The organism is Thauera sp. AutoDN2 (assembly GCF_051280715.1).
Classification (GTDB): domain Bacteria; phylum Pseudomonadota; class Gammaproteobacteria; order Burkholderiales; family Rhodocyclaceae; genus Thauera.
The window spans coordinates 141664-162854 of record NZ_JBNCAR010000002.1; the positions used below are offsets into that span (position 1 = coordinate 141664).

Consider the following 21191-nt stretch of genomic DNA (forward strand, 5'->3'; position numbering starts at 1 on the left):
ATTATATCACCGCGCCACAGCCCCAAAATTGAGCCGAATCAGCAACTTCAGGAGCGAAACGGAGGCCGCAAAGCAAATGGGCCGACACGAAGTCGGCCCATTCTCGAGTTCTGGTGGCCAGTCGCGGAATCGAACCACGGACACGCGGATTTTCAATCCGCTGCTCTACCAACTGAGCTAACTGGCCAGCGAGATGCGCATTATAGCGGCAGATTCTCCGAAGTCAAAGGGGTCTGTGATCTTTTGGCCTGCTATCTCTTCTCGCAGCGCCTGTCGCAACCTACAGGGCATCGTAGTCGCCCTGCACGATCGGGGGCGGATGCAGGTGGGTACGGGGGAACACCACCCGAGCCAGGGTGCCTTTCCCTCCAGGTGCCGAATCGAGCGTAACGGCTGCGCGGTGCAACTCGGCGATCTCGCGCACAATCGGCAGCCCGAGGCCGGAGCCATCCACGCCGCTGCCGAGCACGCGAAAGAAGCGCTCGAAGACCCGCTCGCGGTCGCCCTCGGGAATCCCCGGGCCAGTATCTTCGACCTCCAGGATCGGCGAGCCGGCGAAGCGCGTGCGGGCCGTGACACTGCCTCCGGACGGCGTGTATTTGACCGCATTGTCGACCAGGTTCTTGACCAGTTCCCGCAGCAGGACGGTGTTTCCCTCAATGAACAGTTCCTGATCGCCCGCCTCGACCCCCAGGTCGATGTGCTTGGCCTGCGCACGTGGGAAGAGATCGAGGGCGACCTCCCTCACCACGGCATCCAGGCTCACCCGCTCAACCGCATAGAGCTTCTCGAAGCTGGCCTCTGCACGCGCCAGCGACAGAAGCTGGTTGATCAGGTGCGCGGCGCGGTCCGTGCTCTCGGCAATCCGGGCCAGCGACTCGCGCAACTGGTCGGGATCGGTTTCGTGCATCGCCAGGTCAGTCTGCATCTTTAGACCCGTCAGCGGGGTGCGCATCTGGTGGGCCGCGTCGGCGATGAAGCGTTGCTGCGCCTGCAGGTTCTCTTCCAGGCGGACCATCATGTCGTTGTAGGCAACGATCAACGGCCGCACCTCCTCGGGCACCGCTGACGGTTCGACCGGAGAGAGGTCCGTCGGCCGCCGTCGCCGGATCAGACTCTGCAGGCGGTTGAGCGGGGCAATGCCTCGGCTCAGACCCACCCACACCAGCACCACCGCAAGCGGGATGATGGCGAACTGCGGCAGCAGCACGCCAGTCACGACGCGCGAGGCCAGGTCGGTGCGCTTGTTCCGCGTCTCCGCCACCTGCACCACCACCAGTCGGTCGAAAATCTCAGGAGCCGGCTTCAGGAAACGGTAGGCAACCCGAACCTCTTCGCCATGAATGAGCTCGTCGCGCAGCAGTACCTCCTCGCCGACGAGACTACGGGGCATGGGCGCAGGCGGGATCTCGGCGTCGCCGGAGAGTGTGCGGCCCTCATCGTCAGCGACCTGGTAATACACCACGTCATCCTGATCCGCCCGGAACAGCGCCCGTGGCGGCGCGGGGAAGCTCACCGCAACCTGCCCGCCATCGATCGACACGAATCGCGCCAGCGTGCGCACGCTGTCGGCGAGCGCGAGATCGTAGGGCTGGTTGGCGATATTGTCGGCAACGTTGTGCGTGACGATGATGGAAATCGGCCACAGGAACAGCAGCGGCGCGAGCATCCAGTCCAGGATCTCGCCAAACAGGGAGTTCGGTGGACCGGACTTGCGCGGCACAGCGCCGCCCTTGTCAGCCTTGGGCTTTCGCCGCAGGGGCAGCATCGGGGTTTTCCAGGCAGTACCCCAGACCGCGCACCGTCACGATGCGTACACCGCTGTCCTCGAGCTTCTTGCGCAGGCGATGCACATAGACCTCGATGGCGTTGCTGGAGACTTCCTCCCCCCAGCCACACAGGTGATCGACGAGCTGGTCCTTGCTCACCAAACGTCCCATGCGGAGAAGGAAGATCTCGAGCAGACCGATCTCGCGGGCGGACAACTCGATGAGCTGACCGCCGATCTTCACGACCCGATCGGCCTGATCGTAACTGAGCTGCCCCACCTCGACACAACGCGGCTGGCCCGTACCGCGCCGGGTCAGCGCCCGCACCCGCGCTTCCAGCTCAGGAAGCGCGAACGGCTTGGTCAGGTAGTCGTCTGCGCCGGCATCGAGCCCGCGCACACGGTCGTCCACCCCGTCCTGTGCGGTCAAGATCAGCACCGGCTGCGCGGACTTGCGCGCGCGCAGGCGCTTGAGCACGTCGATCCCGTTCATGCGTGGCATGCCAAGATCGAGAATGGCGAGATCGTAGGTCTGGCCCGCCAGCGCAGCGTCCGCCTCCATGCCATCCGCTACGTGATCAAGCGCGTAGCCACCGCGACGCAGCGCACGGCAGATGCCATCGGCGATCACGGGATCGTCTTCCGCCAACAGAATACGCATAGGACCTGAGCTGTAAGTTCGTTGTAAGCGGAGCTTCCGAGAATGAAGCCGCTGTTCTCCTTTTGCTCGGTCTTCGGGAACGTTGCCGTCAGCGCGGCGACGTTCCGGGGAGCGGCGCCGGACCGAATCCGCACGCTCCCCACCGACCTTTCTCCCTCGAACACGGCCAGATTATCCCACGCTTCGGCATGCTTCGCGCACCGAGGATCCGTAGCACTGTCGACTCGCAGCCCGGTAAACGAAGAACGGCCCCGCACTTCGCGGAGCCGTTCTTCGTTTACCGCGGCTTGCGCCCCGCCCCAAGAAGAAGGCGAGGCGCGGGCACATTACATGCCCATACCGCCCATGCCGCCCATACCACCCATGCCGCCCATATCGGGCATGCCGCCCATCGGCTTGTCTTCCGCCAGCTCGCCGACCATGCAGTCGGTGGTCAGCATCAGACCAGCGACGGACGCGGCGTTCTGCAGCGCGGTGCGGGTGACCTTGGTCGGATCCAGCACGCCCATCTCGACCATGTCGCCGTACTCGCCGGTAGCGGCGTTGAAACCGTAGTTGCCCGAACCCTCGACAACCTTGTTCACCACCACGCTCGGCTCGTCACCGGCGTTGGCGACGATCTCGCGCAGCGGCTGCTCCATGGCGCGCAGCACGATCTTGATGCCGGCATCCTGGTCGTGGTTGTCGCCCTTCAGCTCGCCCAGTGCAGCACGGGCACGCAGCAGCGCAACACCGCCGCCGGGGACGATGCCCTCTTCCACTGCAGCGCGGGTGGCGTGCAGGGCGTCTTCGACGCGGGCCTTCTTTTCCTTCATCTCGACTTCGGTGGCGGCACCGACCTTGATCACCGCAACACCGCCCGCCAGCTTGGCGACGCGCTCCTGCAGCTTCTCGCGGTCGTAGTCGGAGGTGGCTTCCTCGATCTGCACGCGGATCTGCTTGACGCGGGCTTCGATGCGCTCGGCCTGGCCGGCGCCATCGATGATGATGGTGTTTTCCTTGCCGATCTCGATGCGGGCAGCCTGGCCGAGGTCGTCCAGGGTGGCCTTCTCAAGGGTCAGGCCGACTTCTTCGGCGATGACCTGGCCGCCGGTCAGGATGGCGATGTCTTCCAGCATGGCCTTGCGACGGTCGCCGAAGCCCGGAGCCTTGACGGCGCAGGTCTTGAGGATGCCGCGGATGTTGTTCACCACCAGGGTGGCCAGGGCTTCGCCCTCGACGTCTTCGGCAATGATCAGCAGCGGACGGCCGGCCTTGGCGACCTGCTCGAGCACCGGCAGGAGGTCACGGATGTTGGAGATCTTCTTGTCGAACAGCAGGACGAAGGGCTGCTCGAGGATCGCAACCTGCTTGTCCGGGTTGTTGATGAAGTAGGGCGACAGGTAGCCGCGGTCGAACTGCATGCCCTCGACGACGTCGAGCTCGTTCTGCAGCGACTTGCCGTCTTCGACGGTGATCACGCCTTCCTTGCCGACCTTGTCCATCGCCTTGGCGATGATGTCGCCGATGTCGCTGTCCGAGTTTGCGGAGATCGAGCCGACCTGGGCGATCTCCTTGTTGGTCGAGCAGGGCTTCGACAGCTTCTTCAGCTCGTCGATGGTGGCGATGACGGCCTTGTCGATGCCGCGCTTCAGGTCCATCGGGTTCATGCCGGCGGCAACGAACTTCATGCCTTCACGCACGATCGACTGGGCCAGCACGGTGGCGGTGGTGGTGCCGTCACCGGCGATGTCGGAGGTCTTGGAAGCAACTTCCTTGACCATCTGCGCGCCCATGTTCTCGAACTTGTCCTTCAGTTCGATTTCCTTGGCGACGGAGACGCCATCCTTGGTGACGGTGGGGGCGCCGAAGGAGCGCTCCAGCACCACGTTGCGGCCCTTCGGGCCCAGGGTGACCTTGACCGCGTTGGCCAGGATGTTGATGCCGGCGACCATGCGCTCGCGGGCGGAATCGCCAAACTTGACTTCTTTAGCTGCCATTCTTCAGAACTCCGGAAATATTTCGGTTAGCGTTTCTGGGATTCGGGGGAGGCTCAGGCCTCGACCACGCCCATGATGTCTTCCTCGCGCATCACGAGGAGCTCGTCGCCTTCGACCTTCACGGTCTGGCCGGCGTACTTGCCGAACAAGACCTTGTCGCCCACCTTGACGGCCATCGGACGCACCTTGCCGTCGTCCAGGATCTTGCCGTTGCCGACGGCCAGGACCTCGCCCTGATCGGGCTTCTCGCCGGCGCTGTCCGGGATCACGATGCCGCTCGCGGTCTTGCGCTCGGCTTCCAGACGCTTGACGATCACGCGATCGTGCAGGGGACGAATCTTCATCGAGTTCTCTCCTTTCGGTTCGACTGTTTGGGTTGGTTCGCGGGACGAGCCCGCAGGACAAAATTCGCAGTGACGCGGATCGGCGCAGGAAGCGCCGCCCGACGCTTGTTAGCACTCACCGCTAACGAGTGCTAATAATAGGGACGGGGTCGGTGGATTTCAAGTCCGAGCCATGCAACTTTTTCTGCACCGGTCCGGCACACCGGATGGAAGTTCGGCCAGCGCCGGGTTGGGTCGTTCCGCAGGGGCGGTTAAGATGACGCCGAGACGCCCGAATGCGCGAGGCCCCGTCATGCCCAAGCTCGCCCCGCTTGCTGCTGCACAGCTGCATACCGCCTGCGACCCGGAAGCCCTCGGCTTCCAGCGCTCCGACGAACTCCCCGAACTGGACGCCGCAGACCTGCATGGCCGCGCGGTGGACGCAATCCACCTGGGACTCGACATTGCCGGAGAGGGTTTCAATCTGTTCGTGCTCGGCGACGCCGGAAGCGGCCGCCACGAGATCGTCGCACGCCTGCTCGACGAAAGGCGGCAAGAGGGGCCACCGCCGGGCGACTGGTGCTATGTGTGGAACTTCGAGCACGCCTCGCGACCACGCCTGCTGCGCCTGCCCTGCGGTCGCGGCCCTGCCTTCCGCGACGACATGCAGCACTTCGTAGAGGAGCTGATCCCAGCGATCGCCGCGGTGTTCGAAGGCGACGAGTACCGCGAGCGCATCGAAGCCCTGCAGGACGAAGCAAAACAGCGCGAGGAAACCGCGCTGCGCCAGCTTGGTGACGAAGCCCAGCAACTGGGCATCGCCCTGCTGCGCACCCCGCACGGCTTCGCCTTCCTGCCTATGAAGGACACCGAGAACACGCTCACGCAAGAGGAGTTCGAGAAGCTACCCGAGGACCGCCAGCATGCTCTGGGCGAACACATCAAGGCCCTTCGCGAACGCATGCACCGTCTGGTCGCTGAGTTCCCACGCTGGCGGCGCGAGCTGCAGAATCGCATCCGCGATGCCGGCCGTGACGCACTCGGCGCGACCGTCACCCACATGATCGAGGAGCTCAAGCCACGGTACGCCGATCTGCCCGAGTTGTGCGAGCACCTGGACGAGGTGCTCAAGGACATCATCGCCAGCGGCGAATCGCTACACACCTCACCGCGCAGCGATGAGGACACGGAGACGCTGACCTTTTCGGGCAGCATTTCCGTGCAGCGCTACCTGGTGAATGTGCTGGTGGCCAACCCCGCCGACGGGGCCCTGCCCGTGGTGTACGAGGACCACCCGACCCTGCAGAACCTGGTCGGCCGCATCGACCACCTGGTGCACATGGGTACACTGGTGAGCAATTTCACGCTGATTCGCGCCGGCGCCCTGCACCGCGCAAACGGCGGCTTCCTGGTGCTGGATGCAATGAAGCTGCTCGCCCAGCCCTTTGCATGGGAAGGCCTCAAGCGCGCACTGAAGTCCGGCCGGCTGCGCATCGAGTCCCTGTCAGAACTGATTGGCGTCGCCGGTTCGGTGCAACTCGAACCCGAACCGATGCCGCTCGAACTCAAACTGATCCTGATCGGCGAACGGGTGATCTACTACCTGCTCGGCCAGTACGATCCGGAGTTCCCGGCACTGTTCCGCATCAACGCGGACATGGAGAGCGAGATCGTGCGCAGCGCGGACAACACCGCGGCCTACGCACGCCTGATCGCCGCCCTCGCCCGCCGCGCCGCACTGCCTCCGCTCTCGGCGCCCGCGATGGCGCGCCTGATCGATCAAGCGGCGCGGATCGCCGGCGATGCCGAGCGCCTGAGCACGCATACCCAACCGATCGACGACCGCCTGCGCGAGGCAGCGCACTTTGCCACCGCGAGCGGCGCCGACCGCATCGAGCGCGACCACGTGGAGGCTGCACTTGAGGCCCATCGGCGGCGCCACGAACGCATCCGCTTGCGCCACCAGCAGGAGATCCTGCGCGGGCAGTGGCTAGTGGACACCGACGGCAGCCATGTCGGACAAGTCAACGGGCTGGCCGTGGTGCCCCTCGGCGAGGACAGCTTCGCCCATCCGGTCCGCATCACCGCCACCGTGCGCGTGGGCGAAGGCGAGATCATCGACATTGAGCGCGAGGTGAAACTCGGCGGACCGATCCATTCCAAGGGCGTGCTGATCCTGTCCTCCTTCATGGCTGCGCGTTTCGGCTGGACGATGCCGCTCTCGCTCAAGGCCAGCCTGGTGTTCGAGCAGTCCTACGGCGGCGTCGAGGGAGACAGCGCCTCGCTCGCCGAGCTCACGGCCCTGCTGTCGGCGCTCTCGGGCGTAGCCGTCCGGCAGGCGCTGGCCGTCACCGGCTCGGTCAACCAGTTCGGCGTGGTGCAGCCGGTCGGCGGCATCAACGAGAAGATCGAAGGCTTCTTCGACATCTGCGTAGCGCGCGGCCTGAGCGGTGCGCAGGGCGTGCTCATCCCGCGCGCCAACGTGTGCCACCTGATGTTGCGCGCGGATGTGGTTGAGGCCGTGCGCAGCCGCCGCTTCAGTGTGTGGGCGGTCGCCGACGTCGATGAGGCCCTGGAGTTGCTCACCGGCGTCCCTGCGGGGAAGCCGGATGCGGACGGCGCGATGCCAGTGGGTTCGCTCAACGCAAAGGTGCTTGAGGGGCTGAAGAAGCTCGCCGACCTGCGCGCGCTGGCGGGGCGACTGGACCGGCCGTAGAGTTGAGCCGTCCGCAGCTCAGAAAGCGATCGCCACCCCGAAGTGGAGGCGCAGGCGGCGTTCCTGATGGCCCCAGGCAAGATCGATCGCGAGCGGGCCGGCTGGGCTGCGCCAGCGTGCGCCAAGTCCGTAGCCCACGCGCAGGTCGATGTCTTCGCGCGTGTCGGCTGCGTCCCCTGCATCCACAAACACTGCGGCACCCCACTGGGGCTGGAACCAGCGCACGTATTCTGCGCTGGCGGTGGCGAGGTAGCGCCCGCCTACCGTGGCGCTGCCTTCCCTGACGCCCAGGCTCTGGTAGTCGTAGCCGCGCACCGATTGCGCACCCCCGGTGCGGAAAAGGAAATCCTGTGGAATCCCTTCGCGGCTGTCGGCAAGGGTCACCCCCGCCTCGCCACGCAGGATGAACACATCGGTGCCTCGCACGGGCTGGTAGCGCACAAAGCGCGAATACAGCCGCAGAAAGTCCTGCTCGGCGAGGGCGATCTCAGGCGCACCACCGACCTGGAACTCGAGCAGATAACCATCGGTGGGGTCGAGCAGATCGTTCACCGCACGCTTGATCCACGTCCAGTTTGCGGTGAGCGTGTTGCTGCTGCGCGCGTCTGCGCCCGCGGGCTGGATCTTCTCGTGCTGCAGCCGCAGTGCGAGCTGGGTCTCGGTGTCACCACGCTGGCTCGCGCGGGTCGCACCGAGGATCTGGGTGTCGACCTTCAGGCCCTCGAGATCGCTGCGTTGGATGAGCGCGCCAACGCTGTCGCGATGCTCCCCACGCGGCGGCAGGAAGATGTCGGCATACAGCGACTGTCGGTACTGCTCGTAGCGCAGGCCGGTGGAAAACTCCCAGCCACGCTGGCGCAGGTTGGAATCGCGATAATTGAACTCCACCCGTGCGCCGGTGTTGGTCGAGTAGCCCACGCCCATGCCCGCATAGCGCGGCAGCGCCTCCGTCACCTGCACCCGCACCGGAACCGCGGCTGCAAGCGCGGGATCACGCTCGATATCGACGATCACCGAGCCGAAGTGCGGCGTGTTCTGCAATCCCGTCTGAAATGCGAGCAAGGCCTCGCGGTCGTAGGGCGCGCCGCGCTCGAGCTGGCTGTAGCGCGCCACGAGATCCGCGGGCAGATGTTCGATGCCCTGCACGTCGAGCTCGCCAAGGTAGAAGCTGGGGCCACTGTCGATACGCACGCGCAGCCAAGCCTGAGCGGTCTTGGGATCGATCTCCGCGCGGCTCTCCGCGATGCGCGCGGCGGCATAGCGTCGGGCGTTGATGGCGTCGAGAAGTCCCTGCTTGGCAGCGTCCCACGTCGTCTGGCGGAAGGCTTGCCCGACCGGCAACTGCCAGCGCGCACGCAATTCCTCCAGGTAGGCTGCGGCCCCTTCGCCGCCTGCAGCCCCTTCCACGCCCGCAACCACCTCACCTTCGAAGACGAGCTCCACGCCGGCCACCACGGTCCGCTCGCCGGGCTCGACCTGCAGCACCCAGCGCCGGTCATCACTGCGGTCGAATCGAATGCGCGGGGAAAAATACCCCTCGGTCGCGAGCAGATCCGCCACTTCGCGCCGGGTACGCCGGGTCATCGCAGCACGATCGGCGCTCTCCTCGGGCAGCACGAGCGGCGAGCGCTTGAGCAGCCGCACGTGCTCGGACAGCAGGCCACGCACCGAATCCGGCGTATCGAGACGGACCTCCAGCGTGGGCTGCACTTCGCCCCCATCCTGCGCGGACGCAGGAGACGCCAGAAGGATCGCCGCCAAGCCACAGGCCGCGATGCAGCGGTGCATGTCGCGCGCCCTGCTTCCCGCCACGGAGGTCAGCCGCCCTGGTGGTAGGCGGTCACACGCTCGACTTCGTTCTTCGAGCCCAGAATCACCGGGACACGCTGGTGCAGGTGGGTGGGCTTCAGGTCGAGGATGCGCGCACGCCCGGTGGTGGCTGCACCGCCCGCCTGCTCGATGAGCATCGCCATCGGGTTGGCCTCGTACATCAGGCGCAGCTTGCCGCCCTTGGCGCGGCACTTCTCGTCCATCGGATACATGAAGACGCCGCCACGGGTGAGGATGCGATGCACATCCGCGACCATCGAGGCCACCCAGCGCATGTTGTAGTCCTTCCCAAGCGGCCCCTCCTTGCCGAGGGTCATCTCGTCGACGTAGCGCTTGACCGGCGCCTCCCAGTGGCGGGAATTCGATGCGTTGATGGCGAACTCGTGCGTATCGGGCGGGACCGTCATGTAGGGCTGAGTGTAAATGAAGCTGCCCATCTCGCGATCGAGGGTGAAACCATGCACCCCCTTGCCTACGGTGAGCACCAGCATCGTCGATGGACCATATACCGCATAGCCTGCGGCCACCTGCTCATCGCCAGGCTGAAGGAAGTCCTCCTCGGTCGGCTCTGTGTGGTCGGGCGGGTTGCGCAGCACGGAGAAGATCGTGCCAACGGAGATGTTCACGTCGATGTTGGAGGACCCGTCGAGCGGATCGAACAGCAGCAGATAACCGCCCTTGGGGTAGTCGAACGGGATCTGATGCACGGTCTCGACCTCCTCCGAGGCCATTGCCGCCAGGTGGCCGCCCCATTCGTTCGCCTGCAGCAGGATCTCGTTGGCGATCACGTCGAGCTTCTTCTGCGCCTCGCCCTGCACGTTGTCGGTGCCGGCCTCGCCGAGAACACCCGCGAGCGCACCCTTGGAAACGTTGACGCTGATCGCCTTCACCGCGCGCGCGACCACCTCGATCAGGAGGCGCAGCTCGGGGTTGATGCGGCCGGCGCGCTGCTGTTCGATCAGAAACTGGGTAAGGGTCACTCGACGCATGAAAGGGCTCCACAAGACACTTAACGGACAGCCTGCGATTATCCCGGTTCCGCACCGCAAGCGCACGGATTAACGCGTCCCCGGAACGGCGCGGCACGGGCAGGTCAGCAGGCAAGGGGGTATCATCCGGGGCAAGTTCATTGCGCAGCACTTCAAATGCACGTCCTGGTTCTCGGCGCCGGCCTGTCTGGTGTCACGACCGCTTGGTACCTGAGCCAGGCGGGGTTTCGCGTGAGCCTGGTCGACCGGCAGGCCGAAGCGGCCTGCGAGACAAGCTTTGCCAACGGCGGACAGATCTCGATCAGCCACCCGGAGCCTTGGGCCAACCCCTCTGCGCCTGGGCTGATCCTGCGCTGGCTGGGGCGCGACGAGGCGCCACTGAAGTTCCGTCCGAGCGGGGATCCCGCACAGTGGCGCTGGGGAGCGCGCTTCCTGTTCGAGTGCCTTCCTGCGCGCGCACGACGCAACACCGCGGCGATCGCAGCACTGGCCGTGTGGAGCGGTATGCAGTTGCGCGCGCTCCGTACGCAGCTCGGCCTGGAGTACGATCAACTCGAACGCGGCATCCTGCATCTGTTCCATGACCGGGCGGAGTTCGCCCGTGCAAGCGCCCGCGCCGAGGCGCTGCGTGCATTCGGGATCGAGGCCCGCCCCTGTTCTCGCGATCAATGTCTCGCACTGGAGCCGGCGCTCTCTCCGCACGCGCACAGGCTCGCCGGCGGGCTGTTCGCGCCTGGCGACGAATCGGGCGACGCGCGCCGTTTCACACGCGCACTGGCAACCGAAGTGAGCCGCACAGGCGCAGCGCTGCACTGGAGCAAGGAGGTCACCGCGCTGCACGCGAACCCCGACGGCAGCATCGGGGGCGTTGACGTGCGCGACACGGCCGGCCGCACCGCCAGACTGGAGGCGGACGCGTATGTGCTCTGCCTGGGCAGCTACGGACCGCGACTCCTCGCCCCGCTCGGGCTGTCGCTTCCGATCTACCCGGTCAAGGGCTACTCGGTGACGATTCCGATCGTGAAGCCGGAGCACGCGCCCAAGGTCAGCCTGACGGATGAATCGCGCCGCATCGTATGCTCACGCTTGGGCCAGCACCTCCGCGTGGCGGGGACGGCAGAGCTGAACGGCTTCGATACTCGCATCCGCCCGGAGCGGGTCGCGCCCATCCTCGCTTGGGCAAGCACGCATTTTCCGGAGGCGCTCGATCTGGCCGGCGCGGAAAGCTGGGCCGGACTGCGCCCGGCGACGCCCGGCAACCTCCCGCTCATCGGACGCAGCGCACGCCAGAAGCTGTGGCTGAACACCGGACACGGCACGCTCGGTTGGACGCTTGCCTGCGGCTCCGCAGCCGCTCTTGCGCAGTTGATGCAGGGCCGCGTACCCCCGGTGGCCTTCCCGTTCCTGCGCACAGGCTGATCCGGGTACAGCCGGCAGGCTTCAGGCGACAGCGCCCTCGGCCGGCGCATCCTCGGCGGAGAGCGCGGCGCATGCACAGCCGGCCCCACGTGTCTCGCCATCCGCCAGCGGCCGCAGTGCGCAGGTGTCGACGTCGAAACCGATGCTCTCGAGATGGAACGCCAGTGCGGCGTCCATGCCGTTGACGTGGTTCTCGAACCACGCGGGCAGTTCCTCGATGAGCCTGCGTGCGAAGAAGAGATCACCGGCAGCAACGCGCTTGCGGATGTCCAGCATCACCGCAAGTACCCGGTCGTGTTCTGCACGATGGCAACCGGGGAAGTCCACGGCCAGCATCCACGCGTTTTCCAGATCGAAATGCCCCTTCGCATGTTCGATCAGGCGATCGAAGGCGGACAGGAAATCTTCCGGCGCTGCGTTCGCGACCGTGTTGTAACACTCAACGAACTCGCGGTGGGTTTCGTCCATCGGAGCGAGGTTGTTGGAGAGCGATTCGCTCCAGGTCATGCTGGGCATGGTCGATCCTCACTTCACGAGCTTCAGATGGCTTCCGCGGCGCGCGGGTGGCGGGACTTGGCCTTCGTCCTCCCCCGCGCTGCCCTCACGATCGTTCTTGCTTCGGTCAGCACCCGCCTCGTCTTCCGGGCGCCCGGTCTGCAGGGCCGCGGTGACCTCAGCCATGTCCTCGGGAACGGCCTGCGCCTCAGGCTGCGTTTCATCTTCCGGCAGATCCGGCTCGAAGGCCATGCCTTGGCCGTTCTCGCGCGCGTAGATCGCGATGACGTTGCCGACCGGAACCACGATCGAATGTGCCACCCCACCGAAGCGCGCCTGGAAGCTCACATACTCGTTGTCCATCTGGAGCTGGCCAGTCGCATCGGGCGACAGGTTCAAGACGATCTGGCCATCGCGTGCGTAGCCGGGCGGCACCCGCGTGCCGGCATCCACCAGGCAGGCGAGGTAGGGCGTGAAACCCTGATCCACGCACCACTCCCAGATGGCCCGCAGGAGGTAGGGCTTGGTCGAAACGGTTCTATCGTTGCTCATCGGCTCTCCGGCAGCCATCGACCGGCGAGCGGCGATGGCTGGATCTGGGGATTGGCGCTCAGCGGCGCATGACCTTTTCAGACGGGGTCAGCGCATCGATGAACCCCTGGCGGCTGAAGATGCGCTCGGCGTACTTCATCAGCGGCGCGGCTGCCTTCGGCAGCTCGATGCCGTAGTGCTCGAGGCGCCACAGCAGCGGCGCGATCGCAACGTCCAGCATCGAGAACTCGTCGCCAAGCATGTACTTCTGCTTGGTGAAGACCGGCGCGAGTTGGGTGAGATGATCGCGGACGTGGGCACGCACCTGGTCGACACCCTTCTGCGCGGCCTCGAGCGCATCGAGGTGGGTAAACAGTTCCTGCTCGAAGGTATGCAGCAACTGTCGCGCGCGGGCGCGCATGATCGGATCGGGCGGCATCAGTTGGGGATGCGGAAACCGTTCATCGATGTACTCGTTGATGATGTTGGACTCGTACAGCACGAGGTCGCGATCGACGAGGACCGGTACGCGGTTGTAGGGGTTGATGACGGCGATGTCTTCGGGCTTGTTGTAGAGATCAACGTCGATGATCTCGAAATCCATGCCTTTCTCATACAGCACGATCCGGCAACGATGGCTGAAGGGATCGGTCGTGCCGGAATAAAGGTTCATCATGGTGTTGCGACTCCGGATTTCAAATGCAAAAGCGCACCACGCGGCTTCGCGTGGTGCGTCTGGGTCAGGATCTGGCTAAACGGCCTGCGGGGCCGTTACGGCTCTGATCAATGAATGTCCTTCCAGTAGTTCTTCTTCAGCGCGTAGGTCAGGAAGAACATGCCCACCAGGAAGATCAGCACGAAGGTGCCGATCATCTTGCGCTTCTCGGCGACCGGCTCACCCATCCAGACCAGGAAGGAGACAAGGTCTGCAACGGCCTTGTCGTACTCCTCGACCGACAGCTTGCCAGGCTTGGCCAGCGACAGCTCGAAGTGCTTGGTGCCGTCAGGGTTCTGGGTGACCTTGGCCACCTGTTCACCCTGCAGTTCCCAGAACACGTGCGGCATGCCGACGTTCTCGAAAACCACGTTGTTCCAGCCGCTGGGGCGCTCTGTGTCGCGGTAGAACTGGCGCAGGTAAGTGTAGAGCCAATCTGCACCACTCCCATCGCCCGAAGCACGCTGACGCGCAATCAGGGTCAGGTCGGGGGGCGTGGCGCCAAACCAGACTTTCGACTCCTTCGGACGCATGGCGACCGTCATCAGGTCACCGACGCGCTCGCCGACAAACATCAGGTTGTCGCGGATCTCGTCTTCCGAAAGGCCGATGTTGGCCAGCTGGTTGTAGCGCATGAAGCTGGCGCTGTGGCAGTTCAAACAGTAGTTCACGAACAGCTTCGCGCCATGCTGCAGCGCAGCCGGGTCAGTGCTTACGGGTGCCTTGTCCAGGTTGACCGAGGCGCCCGCCGCCAGCGCCACCGCCGGGGCGAACAGCAGCACCGCCGCCGCCCGCTTGATGAGGTTGATCACGCGCATTTTCATTTGGAAGTCACCCTTTCCGGTTCGGGTTTGCACTTGTCGAGCTTGCTGTACCACGGCATCAGCAGGAAGAACGCGAAATACAGCACCGAGCAGATCTGCGAAACCAGGGTACGGCCCGGAGTCGGCGCCAGCACGCCGAGGTAGCCGAGGATGAAGAAAGCCACCAGGAAGATCGCCAGGGCGATCTTGAAGATCGGCCCCTTGTAGCGGATCGACTTCACCGGGCTGCGGTCGAGCCAAGGCAGGAAGGCAATGATCACGACCGACGCGCCCATGGCCACCACGCCCCAGAATTTCGCATCGAGACCGAACAGCGGGTAAGTGACCGCACGCAGGATCGAATAGAAGGGGGTGAAGTACCAGACCGGCGCGATGTGCGGCGGGGTCTTCAGCGGATCGGCCGGGATGAAGTTGTTGTACTCGAGGAAGTAGCCGCCACCCTCGGGCATGAAGAACACGACCGCGCTGAAGAAGAACAGGAAGACCACCACGCCGACGATGTCCTTCACCGTGTAATACGGATGGAACGGGATGCCGTCGAGCGGTACGCCGCGCGAGTCCTTCTTCTTCTTGATCTCGACGCCGTCGGGGTTGTTGGAGCCGACTTCGTGCAGCGCCACGATGTGCGCCAGCACCAGACCGATCAGCACCAGCGGCACCGCGATGACGTGGAAGGAAAAGAAGCGGTTCAGGGTGGCGTCGCTGATCACGAAGTCACCACGGATCACGAGCGAGAGATCCGGCCCGATGATCGGGATTGCGGAGAACAGGTTCACGATCACCTGCGCGCCCCAGTACGACATCTGCCCCCACGGCAGCAGATAGCCCATGAAGGCCTCGGCCATCAGCGCCAGGAAGATCAGCGTACCGAAGATCCAGATCAGCTCGCGCGGCTTGCGGTACGAGCCGTACAGCAACCCGCGGAACATGTGCAGGTACACGACGATGAAGAATGCCGAGGCGCCGGTCGAGTGCAGGTAGCGGATGAGCCAGCCACCGGGCACCTCGCGCATGATGTACTCGACGCTGGCAAAGGCCACCGGCACGCCCGAGGCGTTGAGGGAGGCGTCCGGCTTGTAGTGCATCACCAGGAAGATGCCGGTAACGATCTGGATCACCAGCACCATCAGGGCCAGCGAGCCGAAGAAGTACCAGAAGTTGAAGTTCTTCGGTGCGTAGTATTCGGACAGGTGCGCCTTCCAGGTGGACGTGAGCGGGAAACGCTCATCGATCCAGTTGAGAACGGCTTGGGATTTGGTAGTCATCGCTTATGCCTTCCCGTCTTCGCCAACAAGAATCTTGGTGTCCGCCAGGTACTGGTGCGGCGGAACCTCCAGGTTGGTCGGCGCAGGCATGCTCTTGTACACGCGGCCGGCCAGATCGAAGAGCGAACCGTGGCAGGGGCACAGGAAACCGCCGGGCCAGTCCGCACCCATGCCGCTCTCGGCCCCTTCCTTGAACTTGTCGGTCGGCGAACAGCCCAGATGGGTGCAGATGCCGACGGCAACCAGGTACTCGGGATTGATCGAGCGATGTTTGTTGGCGGCGTAGTCGGGCTGCTGCGGCTCTTCCGACATCGGGTCGGTGACCTTCTCGTCCGTCTTGTCGAGCGACGCCAGCATCTCGGGCGTGCGGCGGAGGATCCACACGGGTTTGCCGCGCCACTCCACAGTCATCATCTCGCCCGGTGCAAGCTTGCTTACATCGACTTCGACCGGCGCACCGGCCGCCTTGGCGCGCTCGGACGGCGTCAGGCTGGCAACAAACGGCACCGCGGTCGCCACTGCGGCAGCGCCGCCAGCGGCGGACGTTGCCAACAGCAGTGTGCGGCGGCTGCTGTCCATCTTTTGATCAACGCTCATGACCCTCTTCCCAAAAATGGAAAACGAAAGACCTGGATACAAAATAACCGTCTAATTATATCCAAGACGCTGCAGCATAGAAAGCACATCGCTCTGTTCGCCTGATGGAACAAGGCTTTCCGCGCAAAACACGACAAGGATCATGCAATTGCGACGCATTCTCTGCTGCGTCGCAACAAAGACATTCAGAGTGCGCGCCGCTCGAACAGCGCCTGCGCAATGGTTCCGCCGTCAGTGTGCTCCAGTTCGCCGCCCACCGGAACACCTCTGGACAGGCGAGTGACACGCACGCCACGGGCACCGAGCAGGGTCGCGACCGTGTGCGCCGTCGCCTCGCCCTCGTTGGTGAAATTGGTGGCCAGGATCACCTCGCGCACACCCTCCTCGGTGGCGCGCGCGATCAGCTTGTCCAGTCGCAGTTCGCGTGGCCCCACGCCATCGAGCGGCGACAGGCGCCCCATGAGGACGTAGTAGAGGCCGTTGTAGGCCTGCGTCTGTTCGATCACGGCGAGATCCGCCGGCATCTCCACCACGCACAACAACGAAGCGTCACGGCGCGGATTGGCGCAGCGCTGGCAGATCGATGCCTCGGTGAAGGTATTGCAGCGCTCGCAATGGCGCAGCACCTCCAGCGCATGTGCGAGCGCGTGCCCCAGCCGCGCAGCGCCACGCTGGTCGCGCTGGAGCAGGTGGTACGCCATGCGCTGGGCGGACTTCGGCCCAACCCCAGGCAGGCAGCGCAGCGCCTCGATCAGTTCGTCGAGGCTGGAAGGTGCCATCGGCGCAGCAAGCTCAGAACGGCAGCTTCATGCCCGGGGGCAGGTTCAGACCCGCGGTCACGCTGGCCATCTTTTCCTGCGTGGCGGTCTCGACCTTGCGCACGGCATCATTCAGCGCTGCGGCAACGAGGTCCTCCAGCATCTCCTTGTCGTCCATGACCGACGCGTCGATGGAGACACGACGCACGTCGTACTTGCAGGTCATCTGCACCTTGACCATGCCGGCGCCGGACTGCCCCTCGACCTCGATCGAGGCGAGCTGATCCTGCATCTTCTTCATGTTGTCCTGCATCTGCTGGGCCTGCTTCATCAGGCCGGCGATTCCGCCTTTCATCATGTCGTCTTCTCCAGTAGGTCGATTGAACGTGGTGCGGGCGCTACGACCACGGGCCGCGCCCCGCATGGCCGCACCACAGGGATCACAAGGGTTTCACCGAGCTCTCGACGAGCGTGGCATCGAAGCGCTCGATCAGTTCGCGAACGAAGGGGTCCGCCTCGAGCGCGGCCACCGCCTCCGCATGGCGTGCGCGGCGCTCGAGCGCGTCACGCTGCGCCGGCGTCTCGCCGGCGATGTCGCCGATCTCGATGCGCAGCTTGAGCGACCGGCCAAGCGCGGCCGACAGTTGATCCTGCATGCGTTCGAGCGCGCCGCGATTCATGTCGAGGAGATGACGATGGGCGGTCGATAGCCGCAACCGCAGGCCATCGTCACCACACTCGACCCATTCGCAATGCTGTGCCAGTTCGCGAACCAAGCCTCCGAGCCCGAGCGCGCGAATCAGCCCACGCCAGTCGCCCAACGCAAGCAGCGCAGCCGCATCGCCACTTGCCCCTGCGGTCGTCGCGCTTGTCCGGAAAGAATCCATGCTCGCATCCCGCGCCTCCCCCTCCCGCTGAACGAGAGCCGCGGCCCGCTCGCCCTCCCCGCGCAAATCGGCTGCGGCCTCTGCAGGCGACGGATGGCTTCTCGACGGCGCCTTCGGGAGCTGCACCGGCACTTGTGGCACATACCGCTGCGCGTCGCGCAATTCAGGGCCATCGTCCGCATACGCCTCGGCCGGAATGTCTTCCCAGGGGGGGACATCAGCCAACGCAGCCTGCGAGGCCGCAGGCCCAGAGACTGCAGGATTCGCGAACGAGCCCACGCCCGCGGGCGGCATGGCCGCATTGGCCGTTACGGCCGCCTGCGTTGCGCCAGGCACTGGCCCCACGGGCGGCTTCGCCTCCACAGCGGGTGGAATGGGGTTCTCCGGCGCGCTCGCCCCGGCCAGGCGCGGCGCCGCGACATTCCCCTTCGCGTCTTGCGGCACGATGACGGCTTGCGGCGCTGCGTTGTCCGGCGAAACGCCCGGCGCGGGCCTGGGCGCCCCCGCTGGCGAGAAGGCGGAGCTGCCGGGCAACGCAGCAGCCGCATGCCCCGGTGCGGGAGCGTCCATCGCCCGCGCCCGCCCGGACGGTCCCGCTTGCACTCCGGGCCCGCCCAGCGCTGCAGGCTGCTCGGGGCGAAAAGCGTGCAGGCGCAGCAAGGCCATGGTGAAACCGGTGTAATCGTCCGGCGCCAGCGGCAATTCGTCGCGGCCATGGATTGCGATCTGGTACGCGAGTTGCAGGTATTCCGCATCGAAGCGCGCCGCGTGGGTAAGGATGCGTGCGCGCTCGGTCTCGTCCGCAATCGCCTCCGGCGCGAACTGCGCCAGCGCGGCGCGATGCAGCAAGGTTGCCAGCGCCTGCAGCGCGGCATCGAACGACAGACTGCGCGCCTCCATCCCATCCGCCACCGCGAGCAACGCCGCCACGTCAGCCGCAGCGAGTGCGTCAAGCACCGCATGCAGGTGATCGTCGCCTACGGTGCCCAGCATATGGGTGACCTGCTCCTCCTCGACCCTGCCGGCGCCATGTGCGATCGCCTGGTCGAGCAGCGACAACGCATCGCGCATCGATCCGGCCGCCGCCTTGGCGAGGTGGCGCAACGCGCCTGGCTCGAAAGCAACCTCTTCGGCCTGCAGAATGCGCGTGAGGTGGTCGACGATGTGCCCCTGCGGCATCTGCTTGAGATTGAACTGCAGGCAGCGCGAAAGCACCGTGACCGGAATCTTCTGCGGGTCGGTGGTGGCAAGGATGAACTTGACGTGCGCGGGAGGCTCCTCGAGCGTCTTCAGCATCGCGTTGAAGGCATGCCCGGTGAGCATATGCACTTCATCGACCATGTAGACCTTGTACCGCCCCTGCACCGGTGCATAAACCGCCTTGTCGAGCAGCGCAGCCATGTCGTCCACGCCGCGATTGGAGGCAGCATCCATCTCGACATAATCGGGAAAGCGGTCGGCGTCGATCGCACGACAGGCATCACACTCGCCACAGGGCTCTGGGGTGACGCCCGCCTCGCAGTTCAGTGCCTTGGCGAGGATTCGGCTGATCGTGGTCTTGCCCACGCCACGGGTGCCGGTAAACAGCCAGGCGTGATGAAGTCGGCCGGTCGCGAGGGCATGCGTCAGCGCACGCACCACGTGCTCCTGACCGACCAGCGTGCCGAATGATTTCGGCCGCCACTTGCGTGCGAGGACCTGATAGCTCATGGCGGGCGATTCTAGCAGAGCCGGGGCCTCGACTCGGGGCACGATTGTGATTGTCATCGCGCGGCGTTAACCTTCTGCCGTACACGCCCGGAACCCTGCGAATCCAGGCGTCCATATCGATCCTCGCCCGGCCATCATGAACCACACCTCCCTGCTCCATCACCTCATCGCGGCCTCCGCGCAACGCATGCCTGACGCGCCGGCGCTCACCTTCTCGGGGGCCACGCAGAGCTACGCCGAACTCGATGCGGCACTCGGTCGCATCGCGAACGGACTCCTGGCGCTGGGGCTGGAGCGCGGCGAGCGCGTGGCGATCTACCTCGACAAGCGGCCCGAGACGGTCACCGCCTTCTTCGGCACCAGCGCGGCCGGGGGCGTGTTCGTGCCGGTCAACCCGATCCTGAAGGCCGAGCAGGTAGGCTACATCCTGCAGGACTGCAACGTGCGCGTGCTGGTGACCTCGCCGGAGCGCTTCGCCACGCTGCGCGACACGCTCGCCACCTGCCACGACCTGCGCCATGTCGTGCTCACCGGCAAGGCAGATGTACTCCCCGAGCTGCCCGGCGCCAGCGTGGTGCACTGGGATGTGCTGTGCGCCGCGCCACCTGGCGCAGGCCACCGCATCATCGACACCGACATGGCGGCGATCCTGTATACGTCGGGCAGCACCGGCCGCCCGAAGGGGGTGGTGCTATCGCACCGCAACATGGTCGCCGGAGGCAAGAGCGTTGCGCAGTACCTCGGCAACCACCCCGGCGACACCCTGCTCGCGGCCCTGCCGCTGTCCTTCGACGCCGGATTCTCGCAGCTCAGCACCGCCTTCCACGCGGGCGCACGCGTGGTGCTGCTCAACTACCTGATGCCGCGCGACGTACTCAAGGCTGTGGAAAAGGAACAGGTCACCGGCCTCACAGCAGTGCCACCGCTGTGGATCCAGCTTTCGCAGCTGCAGTGGCCGGCAACCATCACCGAACATCTGCGCTACATCGCCAACACCGGGGGGCGCATGCCGCTGGAGACGCTCACCACGCTACGCGGCATGCTGCCGAAGACCAGACCTTTCCTGATGTACGGCCTCACCGAAGCCTTCCGCGCCACCTTCCTGCCCCCGGAGCAGGCAGACGTGCGCCCCGACTCCATCGGCAAGGCCATCCCCAACGCCGAGATCATGGTGCTGCGCGAGGACGGGAGTGAATGCGCGCCCAACGAACCGGGCGAGCTCGTGCAACGCGGCGCGCTGGTGGCCATGGGCTACTGGAACGACCCGGAGAAGACCGCCGAGCGCTTCAAGCCCCTGCCCCCTAAGGCGCCCGGCCGCCAGAGCGGGCTGGTGCTGCCCGAAATCGCGGTATTCTCGGGCGACACCGTGCGCCGCGACGAGGAGGACTACCTTTACTTCATCGGCCGTCGCGACGAGATGATCAAGACCTCCGGCTATCGCGTCAGCCCCACCGAGGTGGAAGAGATCCTCTATGCCACAAAACTGGTCGGCGAGTGCGCAGCCTTCGGGGTCGCCCATGACAGCCTCGGTCAGAGCATCGTCGTCATCGCCACGCCGCCCGCAGGCGGCACGCTCGACACCACTGCGCTCCTGGCGGAATGCCGCAGCCGCATGCCGGCCTACATGGTGCCCGGGCGCATCGAACTGCGCGCGGGCCCGCTGCCGCGCAACCCCAACGGCAAGATCGACCGCAAGACGCTGGCGGGCGAACTCGTGAACTGAG

The 21191-nt window shown here is 65.4% G+C and carries 18 protein-coding genes and 1 tRNA gene; 3 read left to right on the forward strand and 16 right to left on the reverse strand.

All coding sequences use genetic code 11. The annotated features are described in order from the left end of the window. Positions 1 to 111: 111 nt before the first annotated feature. From ACPT9U_RS02020 to groES, 5 genes are all read right to left on the reverse strand, one after another. Positions 112 to 187: transfer RNA gene (locus ACPT9U_RS02020), tRNA-Phe, on the reverse strand. Positions 188 to 280: 93 nt separating this feature from the next. Continuing rightward, complete coding sequence (locus ACPT9U_RS02025; protein WP_435749707.1) at positions 281 to 1768, reverse strand: sensor histidine kinase; 1488 nt, start codon at positions 1766 to 1768, stop codon at positions 281 to 283. Then, entirely contained in the window at positions 1737 to 2429 is a 693-nt protein-coding gene (locus ACPT9U_RS02030) for a response regulator transcription factor (RefSeq protein WP_418364875.1), read from the reverse strand. Before ACPT9U_RS02030 ends, ACPT9U_RS02025 begins: the two co-directional genes overlap by 32 nt. Positions 2430 to 2755: 326 nt before the next feature. Continuing rightward, complete coding sequence (gene groL, locus ACPT9U_RS02035; RefSeq protein ID WP_418364874.1) at positions 2756 to 4408, reverse strand: chaperonin GroEL; 1653 nt, start codon at positions 4406 to 4408, stop codon at positions 2756 to 2758. 53 nt (positions 4409 to 4461) lie between these two features. Further along, complete coding sequence (gene groES, locus ACPT9U_RS02040; RefSeq protein ID WP_004311482.1) at positions 4462 to 4752, reverse strand: co-chaperone GroES; 291 nt, start codon at positions 4750 to 4752, stop codon at positions 4462 to 4464. A 292-nt stretch (positions 4753 to 5044) separates the two neighbouring features. On the opposite strand from groES, the gene ACPT9U_RS02045 reads away from it, so the two are divergent. Next, positions 5045 to 7447: a Lon protease family protein gene (locus tag ACPT9U_RS02045; protein WP_435749709.1), complete on the forward strand. Its 2403-nt coding sequence runs from the start codon at positions 5045 to 5047 to the stop codon at positions 7445 to 7447. 18 nt (positions 7448 to 7465) lie between these two features. On the opposite strand, the gene ACPT9U_RS02050 is transcribed toward ACPT9U_RS02045, so the two are convergent. Both ACPT9U_RS02050 and ACPT9U_RS02055 read right to left on the reverse strand, forming a co-directional pair. Beyond that, positions 7466 to 9235 (reverse strand): autotransporter assembly complex protein TamA, encoded by a 1770-nt coding sequence (locus tag ACPT9U_RS02050; protein ID WP_435749710.1) that lies wholly within the window; start codon positions 9233 to 9235, stop codon positions 7466 to 7468. Between the two features lie 29 nt (positions 9236 to 9264). Beyond that, positions 9265 to 10266 carry a class 1 fructose-bisphosphatase gene (locus tag ACPT9U_RS02055; protein ID WP_418364871.1) on the reverse strand — a complete coding sequence of 334 codons (1002 nt, stop codon included), beginning with the start codon at positions 10264 to 10266 and terminating at the stop codon, positions 9265 to 9267. Between the two features lie 156 nt (positions 10267 to 10422). On the opposite strand from ACPT9U_RS02055, the gene ACPT9U_RS02060 reads away from it, so the two are divergent. Beyond that, on the forward strand, positions 10423 to 11685 hold the full coding sequence (locus tag ACPT9U_RS02060) for a D-amino acid dehydrogenase (RefSeq protein WP_435749711.1): 1263 nt from the start codon (positions 10423 to 10425) through the stop codon (positions 11683 to 11685). Positions 11686 to 11706: 21 nt separating this feature from the next. On the opposite strand, the gene ACPT9U_RS02065 is transcribed toward ACPT9U_RS02060, so the two are convergent. From ACPT9U_RS02065 to dnaX, 9 genes are all read right to left on the reverse strand, one after another. After that, the gene (locus tag ACPT9U_RS02065) at positions 11707 to 12201 is read right to left on the reverse strand and encodes a hemerythrin domain-containing protein (RefSeq protein ID WP_435749712.1); all 495 of its coding nucleotides are present in this window, start codon (positions 12199 to 12201) and stop codon (positions 11707 to 11709) included. A gap of 9 nt (positions 12202 to 12210) precedes the next feature. Then, positions 12211 to 12732 carry a ClpXP protease specificity-enhancing factor gene (locus tag ACPT9U_RS02070; protein ID WP_435749713.1) on the reverse strand — a complete coding sequence of 174 codons (522 nt, stop codon included), beginning with the start codon at positions 12730 to 12732 and terminating at the stop codon, positions 12211 to 12213. A 58-nt stretch (positions 12733 to 12790) separates the two neighbouring features. Further along, positions 12791 to 13387: a glutathione S-transferase N-terminal domain-containing protein gene (locus ACPT9U_RS02075; protein WP_418364867.1), complete on the reverse strand. Its 597-nt coding sequence runs from the start codon at positions 13385 to 13387 to the stop codon at positions 12791 to 12793. A 107-nt stretch (positions 13388 to 13494) separates the two neighbouring features. After that, positions 13495 to 14250, reverse strand: a complete 756-nt coding sequence (locus tag ACPT9U_RS02080; RefSeq protein WP_435749714.1) for a cytochrome c1 — start codon at positions 14248 to 14250, stop codon at positions 13495 to 13497. Further along, a complete protein-coding gene (locus ACPT9U_RS02085) occupies positions 14247 to 15515 on the reverse strand; it encodes a cytochrome b (RefSeq protein WP_418364865.1) in 1269 nt (422 codons plus the stop codon). Before ACPT9U_RS02085 ends, ACPT9U_RS02080 begins: the two co-directional genes overlap by 4 nt. Positions 15516 to 15518: 3 nt before the next feature. Further along, positions 15519 to 16112 (reverse strand): ubiquinol-cytochrome c reductase iron-sulfur subunit, encoded by a 594-nt coding sequence (gene petA, locus ACPT9U_RS02090; RefSeq protein WP_418364864.1) that lies wholly within the window; start codon positions 16110 to 16112, stop codon positions 15519 to 15521. Between the two features lie 185 nt (positions 16113 to 16297). After that, complete coding sequence (recR, locus tag ACPT9U_RS02095) at positions 16298 to 16891, reverse strand: recombination mediator RecR (protein ID WP_418364863.1); 594 nt, start codon at positions 16889 to 16891, stop codon at positions 16298 to 16300. A gap of 13 nt (positions 16892 to 16904) precedes the next feature. Further along, a complete protein-coding gene (locus ACPT9U_RS02100; RefSeq protein ID WP_435749715.1) occupies positions 16905 to 17228 on the reverse strand; it encodes a YbaB/EbfC family nucleoid-associated protein in 324 nt (107 codons plus the stop codon). An 82-nt stretch (positions 17229 to 17310) separates the two neighbouring features. Beyond that, complete coding sequence (dnaX, locus tag ACPT9U_RS02105; RefSeq protein WP_435749716.1) at positions 17311 to 19467, reverse strand: DNA polymerase III subunit gamma/tau; 2157 nt, start codon at positions 19465 to 19467, stop codon at positions 17311 to 17313. A gap of 136 nt (positions 19468 to 19603) precedes the next feature. Between dnaX and ACPT9U_RS02110 the strand changes: the two genes are divergently transcribed. After that, positions 19604 to 21190, forward strand: a complete 1587-nt coding sequence (locus tag ACPT9U_RS02110) for an acyl-CoA ligase (AMP-forming), exosortase A system-associated (protein ID WP_435749717.1) — start codon at positions 19604 to 19606, stop codon at positions 21188 to 21190. The last annotated feature ends 1 nt before the right edge of the window (position 21191 follow it).

Bases quoted from the DNA above. Each gene is read 5' to 3' on its own strand.
- ACPT9U_RS02075 (WP_418364867.1), bottom strand. From the start codon at position 13,387: ATGATGAACCTTTATTCCGGCACGACCGATCCCTTCAGCCATCGTTGC.
- ACPT9U_RS02030 (WP_418364875.1), bottom strand. From the start codon at position 2,429: ATGCGTATTCTGTTGGCGGAAGACGATCCCGTGATCGCCGATGGCATC.
- ACPT9U_RS02100 (WP_435749715.1), bottom strand. From the start codon at position 17,228: ATGATGAAAGGCGGAATCGCCGGCCTGATGAAGCAGGCCCAGCAGATG.
- ACPT9U_RS02060 (WP_435749711.1), top strand. From the start codon at position 10,423: ATGCACGTCCTGGTTCTCGGCGCCGGCCTGTCTGGTGTCACGACCGCT.
- ACPT9U_RS02050 (WP_435749710.1), bottom strand. From the start codon at position 9,235: ATGCACCGCTGCATCGCGGCCTGTGGCTTGGCGGCGATCCTTCTGGCG.
- ACPT9U_RS02080 (WP_435749714.1), bottom strand. From the start codon at position 14,250: ATGAAAATGCGCGTGATCAACCTCATCAAGCGGGCGGCGGCGGTGCTG.
- ACPT9U_RS02070 (WP_435749713.1), bottom strand. From the start codon at position 12,732: ATGAGCAACGATAGAACCGTTTCGACCAAGCCCTACCTCCTGCGGGCC.
- groL (WP_418364874.1), bottom strand. From the start codon at position 4,408: ATGGCAGCTAAAGAAGTCAAGTTTGGCGATTCCGCCCGCGAGCGCATG.
- ACPT9U_RS02025 (WP_435749707.1), bottom strand. From the start codon at position 1,768: ATGCTGCCCCTGCGGCGAAAGCCCAAGGCTGACAAGGGCGGCGCTGTG.
- ACPT9U_RS02065 (WP_435749712.1), bottom strand. From the start codon at position 12,201: ATGCCCAGCATGACCTGGAGCGAATCGCTCTCCAACAACCTCGCTCCG.
- ACPT9U_RS02055 (WP_418364871.1), bottom strand. From the start codon at position 10,266: ATGCGTCGAGTGACCCTTACCCAGTTTCTGATCGAACAGCAGCGCGCC.
- petA (WP_418364864.1), bottom strand. From the start codon at position 16,112: ATGAGCGTTGATCAAAAGATGGACAGCAGCCGCCGCACACTGCTGTTG.
- ACPT9U_RS02085 (WP_418364865.1), bottom strand. From the start codon at position 15,515: ATGACTACCAAATCCCAAGCCGTTCTCAACTGGATCGATGAGCGTTTC.
- dnaX (WP_435749716.1), bottom strand. From the start codon at position 19,467: ATGAGCTATCAGGTCCTCGCACGCAAGTGGCGGCCGAAATCATTCGGC.
- ACPT9U_RS02045 (WP_435749709.1), top strand. From the start codon at position 5,045: ATGCCCAAGCTCGCCCCGCTTGCTGCTGCACAGCTGCATACCGCCTGC.
- ACPT9U_RS02110 (WP_435749717.1), top strand. From the start codon at position 19,604: ATGAACCACACCTCCCTGCTCCATCACCTCATCGCGGCCTCCGCGCAA.
- groES (WP_004311482.1), bottom strand. From the start codon at position 4,752: ATGAAGATTCGTCCCCTGCACGATCGCGTGATCGTCAAGCGTCTGGAA.
- recR (WP_418364863.1), bottom strand. From the start codon at position 16,891: ATGGCACCTTCCAGCCTCGACGAACTGATCGAGGCGCTGCGCTGCCTG.